We start from the raw sequence: 7,053 nt of genomic DNA, 5'->3' as shown, positions 1-7,053 counted from the left end.
TGCCGGCACTTAGCGGTGTCATAACAGAAAATCCCGAAAAGAAGCTAGCTATAGCCGTTACAATCAGTAGTATGAAAAACGATTTTCGTGCAATAGGAGAAAAGAAGAACAAGCCAATTGAGGTGGCGAGCCATGCAATGAAAAGAGACCAGTAGATTGCGATGTGACTTGGGATATATGAGCCGAAGCCGGCTGCTGCGGCTAAATCAAGTTCATCTGGAGATAACCACAGGTAATCGAAAAACGGCAGTAGCCAAAGCGCTACAAAAAATGCTGTTGATATCGCCACTATATACCTGAATAGAGATTTCATATTTTGTAGTGCACCTAACGTTTGGTTAAGGGGCGGGCTTTAGCCCGTCCCAGTGAGCGAAGCGAACGATTTGAACCACTAGTTAGGTGCTGCACAGAACCTAGTTGAATTGGCGGGCATATGCAATAACGTGCTCGGGAAACAGTTTTTCATAGAGGGCGGATGGAATGCCAAGGACATTGACCTCTATAAGCGATGAGTCAGCTTCAGCAGAGTAGTCGAGTATGCTTACCCCAGAGCACTGAATGACTACGCCTGCTTCGCTACGAACAGAAAGTTTGAGCGCAGATTGATTAGCGTGGTTTGTGATGCACTCACGTTGAATCGTGATGTAAGCATTTGATGGCGTGAAAGTACCGAACGCCACCCCCATAGGTGGATCGCCGCTCTCGAGTTCGGAGTAGCCAACTACTTCGTCTCTTGAATAAACAGCGTACTTGGCCATGTTTGCACCTAACTATTAATTAGGCGACATTCATGTCGCGTTTCCACGCGACACCTGTCGCATAACCTTCCTAATCGTCCTGCAAGTCCTTGTTTCGCTTGAGGGTGGTCGCGTGAAACGCGACAGCACCTAGGGAGAAACGCGACATGGATGACAGCAAGCCACCCTGCTGGATCACTGCACCAACAGAACCAAGCCAGAACCTATTCCATCCACCGCTGCGCTGTCCATGCGTCGCGGGCGAAATGCCATGTGGGGTATTTCCCACTGGAGAAACGGCGATCAAGACCTTCCCAAACCCACCCACAATTTCTGTTAACAGCGCTGTGGATAACCTTTGCAAAAGCCCTCTGCACCTAGCATTCAAGCGGGTCTCACAAGACCGTTCAGTTTTTGCCCAATGACGCTTTGCTGGCGTTATTGCCAGGTGGAATATCGCTTTTAATCAATCACTTGGCTCGGGTTTTGAACAGTAGGACAGGGCTGGAGTGTGTTGCCGGGTGTCGTGCACAGAATCTGGGGAAAGTGCTGTGGATAAGATGCGGGAAAACTCTTCCAGCCCAGGTGGGGCAAGGGCTGCGCGGGGCTGTTGGTTTTTCGTTCGATGTCGTGCGGTTGTCATGTTTCGTGGCTATAGTGGCCGGTCGATTTATCAGCCGCTGGAGCACTCCGATGTCCGATTCGCCTGAACGTCCCGCCCCGGTCAGTTTGTTGCAGGCCTTCTGGTTCTGGCTGAAGCTGGGGCTGATCAGTTTCGGTGGGCCGGCGGGGCAGATTTCGATCATGCATCAGGAGTTGGTGGAGAAGCGCCGCTGGCTGTCCGAGCGGCGTTTTCTGCATGCGCTGAACTACTGCATGTTGCTGCCGGGGCCGGAGGCGCAGCAGTTGGCCACTTATATCGGCTGGCTGATGCACCGCACCTGGGGCGGGGTGATCGCCGGGGCGCTGTTCGTGCTGCCGTCGCTGCTGATCCTGGTCGTGCTGTCCTGGGTCTATCTGGTATTCGGCGACGTGCCGCTGGTGGCCGGGATCTTCTATGGCATCAAGCCGGCGGTCACGGCCATCGTGGTGCAGGCGGCCTGGCGTATCGGCGGGCGGGTGTTGAAGAACGCCTGGTTGTGGGCCATCGCGGCGGCGGCCTTCGTTGCCATTTTCGCGTTGCAGTTGCCGTTCCCGCTGATCGTGCTGGGTGCCGCGCTGGTGGGGTACATCGGCGGGCGGCGGGCGCCGCAGCACTTCGCGGTCGGTGGTGGCCATGGCGAGAAGGGCGGGACGCATGCGCCAGCCTTGATCGATGACGATACGCGTCTGGCGCATACGCATTTTCGTTCCGGTCGCCTGGCGTTGATTCTGCTGCTTGGCGCGGTGCTCTGGCTGTTGCCCATGGGCCTGCTGACCCTGGCGTTCGGTTGGCAGGGCACGCTGACGCAGATGGGTTGGTTCTTCACCAAGGCGGCGCTGCTGACCTTTGGTGGCGCCTATGCGGTGCTGCCCTATGTGTATCAGGGCGCGGTGGGGCACTACGGCTGGCTGACGCCGACGCAGATGATCGATGGCCTGGCACTGGGCGAGACCACGCCGGGGCCGCTGATCATGGTGGTGGCTTTCGTCGCGTTCGTTGGCGCCTACGCTCAGCCCTTGCTCGGCGGCGATTCGGCTTTCGCTGCCGGTGCGTTGGCGGCGGTGCTGGTCACCTGGTTTACCTTCCTGCCGTCGTTCCTGTTCATCCTCGCCGGCGGGCCGCTGGTGGAGTCGACCCACGGCGAACTGAAGTTCACCGCGCCGCTGACCGGCATCACCGCCGCCGTGGTCGGGGTGATCCTCAACCTGGCGTTGTTCTTCGGTTATCACGTGCTTTGGCCCGAGGGCTTCGCTGGTACGTTCGATTGGGTGTCGGCGCTGATCGCCAGCGGGGCGGCGCTGGCCCTGTTCATGTTCAAGCGTGGAGTGATCGAGACCATCATCGGTTGCGCCGTGGTGGGCTTGGTGGTGCATCTGTTGGTTTGAGTGTTTGGCTTGCGGTCGGCTGGTGAGTTACGCGGCGCTTGAGGTGGGGGCGCGGTTGTTGGAGCTGTGTTCTGCGCCGCTAACCCACCCTACGGGTGCGCGCTGCTAGGGCTTTTGTGGGAGGGCTTTCGGCTCGGGCATCCTGCTTCGCTCTACCTCCTGCATCCATGTAGTCACAGCCGCGAGGCTTGGATAAGTCGCCGCTGAAGCGCCTCCCACAGGCCGGCCCCACTGCATCAATACGCTTTCTTTACGCCCCGGCGGCGGGGCGCCAATCGAATCTTTACGGCCAGCCTTTCGACAATGCTCGCGAGCGGACTTCCCGCATCGTGGAGCTTTGAACATGAACGCAATCGATGGTGTGTCGCTGATCCTGGTGGTCGGCCTCTTCGCCTACCTGCTGGTGGCCCTGCTCACCGCCGGGCGTGGTTGAGGAGACGGCCATGCATGATAACGACTGGCTGCTGCTGGCAGCCTTCTTCCTGCTGGTGCTGGCGCCAGCACCTTTTCTCGGACGCTACTTCTATCGTGTGATGGAGGGCCAGCGCACCTGGCTCAGCCCTGTGCTGCTGCCGGTGGAGCGCCTGTGCTACCGCGTGGCCGGCGTCGACCCGGAACGTGAGCAAAGCTGGCGCGGCTACGCCCTGGCGCTGCTGGCCTTCAGCCTGGTCTGCCTGTTGGCGCTGATGAGCATTCTGCTGCTGCAGGGCGCCTTGCCGCTCAACCCGCAGCAGGTGGCGGGGATGAGCCTGCCGCTGGCGTTCAACACGGCGGTGAGTTTCGTCACCAACACCAACTGGCAGGCCTACAGCGGCGAGGCGCAGCTCAGTTACTTCAGCCAGATGCTCGGCCTCGGCGTGCAGAACTTCGTCAGCCCGGCGGTGGGCCTGGCGGTGCTGGTGGTGCTGTGCCGGGGTTTGGCGCGGCAGTCCAGCGACCGCCTGGGCAACTTCTGGGTGGATATCACCCGCGCCGTGCTCTACGGCCTGTTGCCGCTTTGCCTGGTGCTTGCCGTGCTGCTGGTGTGGCAGGGCGTGCCGCAGAACTTCAGCGACTACATCTCGGCCACCACGCTGCAGGGCAGCGAGCAGAGCCTGCCGATGGGACCGGCGGCCAGCCAGATCGCCATCAAGCAACTGGGTACCAACGGCGGCGGCTTCTTCGGCGTCAACTCGGCGCATCCGTTCGAGAACCCCACGGCGCTGAGCAACCTGCTGGAGCTGGCATCGATCCTGCTGATCCCGGCGGCGCTGGTGTTCACCTTCGGCCACTACGTGCGTGATTTGCGCCAGAGCCGGGCGATCCTGGCTAGCATGCTGCTGCTGTTCGTCATCGGCCTGGGTATCTGTGCCTGGGCGGAGCTGCAGCCGAACCCGGCGCTGGCGGGGCTGCCCATCGAGCAGGTCGGCTCGCTTGAGGGTAAGGAGGCGCGCTTCGGCAGCTTCGCCTCGGCGCTCTGGGCGACCACCACCACGGCGGCGTCCAACGGTTCGGTGAACGCCATGCACGACAGCTTCAGTGCTATCGGCGGGCTGGTGCCGCTGGTCAACATGCTGCTCGGTGAGATCGTCTTCGGCGGCGTCGGCGCGGGCCTCTACGGCATGTTGTTGTTCGTGCTGGTCGCAGTATTCCTCGCCGGGTTGATGATCGGTCGCACGCCGGCCTACCTGGGCAAGAAGCTGGAGGCGCGCGAGGTACGCCTGCTGGTCGCCACGCTGCTGGTGATGCCGGTCGGTGTGCTGGTGCTCGGCGCACTGGCGGTGAGTTTCCCCGGGCCGGCGGCGTCCATCGGCAACCCCGGCCCGCATGGTTTCACCCAGGTGCTGTATGCCTACGGCTCCGGCACAGGTAACAACGGTTCGGCCTTCGCCGGCTTTGGCGCCGACACGACCTACCACGATCTGATGATCGGCCTGGCCATGCTGCTTGGGCGCTTCGGCTTCATTCTGCCGGTGCTGGCGATTGCCGGCAGCCTGGCGGCCAAACGCAGTGCGCCGTTGGGGCAGAACAGCTTCCCCACCCATGGGCCGCTGTTCGTGGTGCTGCTGACGTTGACCATCCTCCTGGTGGGTGGCCTGACCTTCATGCCGGCGCTGGCCCTGGGCCCGCTGGCCGAATACCTGGCGTTCTGAAGGAGAAACCGTGATGAATGCCCCCGTAACGGCGCAACGCAGCGCCAAATCATCCAATGGCCCCGCGCAAACCGGTCTGAGCTCGTTGTGGCGCCCGGCCCTCAAGCAGGCCTTCGTCAAGCTCGACCCGCGCCAGCTGGTGCGCTCGCCGGTGATGCTGGTGGTCGAGCTGACGGCGCTGGTCACCAGCGTGCTGTGCTTTGTCCCCAACCCTGCGGTGAGCACCGCCCTGGGCGTGCAGATCGCCCTGTGGCTGTGGTTCACCGTGCTCTTCGCCAACTTCGCCGAGGCCCTGGCCGAGGGCCGTGGCAAGGCCCGCGCCGACAGCCTCAAGTCCGGCAGTCAGGGCCTGATGGCGCGCAAGCAGGTCGGTGCGCAGTTCCAGTCCGTGCCGGCCAGCAGCCTGCGCAAGGGCGACGTGGTGCGGGTCGAGGCCGGTGAGCTGATCCCCGGTGACGGCGAGGTGATCGAAGGTGTCGCGGCGGTCAACGAGGCGGCGATTACCGGTGAATCTGCGCCGGTTATTCGCGAGTCCGGCGGTGACCGCTCGGCCGTCACCGGCAACACCCGGCTGGTGTCGGACTGGCTGCTGGTGCGCATCAGCGCCAACCCCGGCGAGTCCACCCTTGATCGTATGATCGCCCTGGTCGAAGGCGCGCGCCGGCAGAAGACGCCCAACGAGGTAGCGCTGGATATCCTGCTGATCGGCCTGACCCTGATCTTCCTGCTGGTGGTGGCCACGCTGCAGCCGTTCGCCCGTTTTGCAGGCGGCGACCTGCCGCTGATCTACCTGGCGGCGCTGCTGGTGACGCTGATCCCGACCACCATCGGTGGTCTGCTCTCGGCCATCGGCATCGCCGGCATGGACCGCCTGGTGCGCCTCAACGTCATCGCCAAGTCCGGCCGCGCCGTGGAGGCCGCCGGCGACGTGCACACCCTGCTGCTGGACAAGACCGGCACCATCACCTTCGGCAACCGCCGTTGCAGCGCCATGGTCAAGGCGCCGGGCGTCGCCACGCCGGAGCTGGCCGAGGCGGCGCTACTGGCCTCGCAGGGCGACGACACGCCCGAGGGCAAGTCCATCGTCGAATACCTGGCGTCGCTGCACCCGATGGACGTGCCCAGCCGGGACGGTATGACGCTGATCGCCTTCAGCGCCGAGACGCGCTTGTCCGGTGCCGACGTAAACGGCGTGGCCTATCGCAAGGGCGCGGTGGACGCCGTGCTGGCCTACCTCGGCCTCGGCCGTGACGAGTTGCCGGCGCCGCTGGCGCGCGAGGTGGAGAAGATTGCCCAGAGTGGCGGCACGCCGCTGCTGGTGGCCGGGGCCGGGCGTCTGCTCGGCGCCATCCACCTCAAGGACGTGGTCAAGCCGGGCATTCGCGAGCGCTTCGCCGAGCTGCGGGCCATGGGCATCCGCACCGTCATGGTGACCGGCGACAATCCGCTGACCGCCGCTGCCATCGCCGCCGAGGCGGGGGTTGACGACGTGATCGCCGAGGCCACGCCGGAGAAGAAGCTGGCGCGCATCCGCGCCGAGCAGGCCGAAGGCAAGCTGGTGGCGATGTGCGGCGATGGCGCCAACGATGCCCCGGCACTGGCCCAGGCCGACGTCGGCCTGGCCATGAACGACGGCACCCAGGCCGCCCGCGAGGCCGCCAACCTGGTCGACCTGGACAGCGACCCGACCAAGCTGATCGACGTGGTGCAGGTGGGCAAGGAACTGCTGGTGACGCGCGGCGCGCTGACCACCTTCTCGGTGGCCAACGACGTGGCCAAGTACTTCGCCATCCTCCCGGCGTTGTTCGCCGGCATCCACCCGCAACTCGGTGCGCTCAACCTGATGCAGTTGCACAGCCCGCAGAGCGCGATCCTCTCGGCCATCGTGTTCAACGCCCTGATCATCGTTGCGCTGATCCCGCTGGCGCTGCGCGGCGTGCGTATTCCCGCACTGGACGCCGGCCAGTTGCTGCGGCGCAACCTGCTGATCTACGGCCTCGGCGGGCTGCTCGCGCCTTTCGTCGGGATCAAGCTGCTCGACCTGCTGCTGGTGGGGTTGGGCTGGGTTTAACAGTGTTGTCTGAAGGTGCTGTAGGAGCGGATTCATCCGCGAAATGGTCGGGCACGATGCCAAGACAATCGCGAATGAATTCGCT

6 protein-coding genes are annotated in these 7,053 nt (G+C 63.4%); 4 read left to right on the top strand and 2 right to left on the bottom strand.

Annotated elements, in window-relative coordinates:
- Positions 1 to 313 (bottom strand): hypothetical protein (locus BLR77_RS25765; protein ID WP_238380626.1); only part of this gene is annotated, 313 nt, incomplete at its 3' end.
- A gap of 100 nt (positions 314 to 413) precedes the next feature.
- Positions 414 to 758, bottom strand: coding sequence for a hypothetical protein (locus BLR77_RS24585; protein ID WP_238380625.1), 345 nt, complete (start codon positions 756 to 758; stop codon positions 414 to 416).
- Between the two features lie 672 nt (positions 759 to 1,430).
- Here BLR77_RS24585 and chrA point away from each other — a divergent pair.
- The 4 genes from chrA to kdpB all read left to right on the top strand — a co-directional run bounded on the left by chrA (position 1,431) and on the right by kdpB (position 6,968).
- Positions 1,431 to 2,765, top strand: a complete 1,335-nt coding sequence (chrA, locus tag BLR77_RS24580; RefSeq protein ID WP_074682730.1) for a chromate efflux transporter — start codon at positions 1,431 to 1,433, stop codon at positions 2,763 to 2,765.
- A gap of 343 nt (positions 2,766 to 3,108) precedes the next feature.
- Positions 3,109 to 3,198, top strand: coding sequence for a K(+)-transporting ATPase subunit F (kdpF, locus tag BLR77_RS24575; RefSeq protein WP_017676012.1), 90 nt, complete (start codon positions 3,109 to 3,111; stop codon positions 3,196 to 3,198).
- Positions 3,199 to 3,208: 10 nt separating this feature from the next.
- Positions 3,209 to 4,897 (top strand): potassium-transporting ATPase subunit KdpA, encoded by a 1,689-nt coding sequence (gene kdpA, locus BLR77_RS24570; RefSeq protein WP_074682728.1) that lies wholly within the window; start codon positions 3,209 to 3,211, stop codon positions 4,895 to 4,897.
- Positions 4,898 to 4,910: 13 nt separating this feature from the next.
- The gene (gene kdpB / locus BLR77_RS24565; RefSeq protein WP_074682726.1) at positions 4,911 to 6,968 is read left to right on the top strand and encodes a potassium-transporting ATPase subunit KdpB; all 2,058 of its coding nucleotides are present in this window, start codon (positions 4,911 to 4,913) and stop codon (positions 6,966 to 6,968) included.
- The last annotated feature ends 85 nt before the right edge of the window (positions 6,969 to 7,053 follow it).

The organism is Ectopseudomonas alcaliphila (assembly GCF_900101755.1).
Classification (GTDB): Bacteria; Pseudomonadota; Gammaproteobacteria; order Pseudomonadales; family Pseudomonadaceae; genus Aquipseudomonas; species Aquipseudomonas alcaliphila.
This window is presented reverse-complemented; position numbering and strand designations above follow the sequence as displayed.

Excerpts from the sequence above, each read along its gene's own strand:
- BLR77_RS24585 (WP_238380625.1), bottom strand. The coding sequence starts at position 758 with ATGGCCAAGTACGCTGTTTATTCAAGAGACGAAGTAGTTGGCTACTCC.
- chrA (WP_074682730.1), top strand. The coding sequence starts at position 1,431 with ATGTCCGATTCGCCTGAACGTCCCGCCCCGGTCAGTTTGTTGCAGGCC.
- kdpF (WP_017676012.1), top strand. The coding sequence starts at position 3,109 with ATGAACGCAATCGATGGTGTGTCGCTGATCCTGGTGGTCGGCCTCTTC.
- kdpA (WP_074682728.1), top strand. The coding sequence starts at position 3,209 with ATGCATGATAACGACTGGCTGCTGCTGGCAGCCTTCTTCCTGCTGGTG.
- kdpB (WP_074682726.1), top strand. The coding sequence starts at position 4,911 with ATGAATGCCCCCGTAACGGCGCAACGCAGCGCCAAATCATCCAATGGC.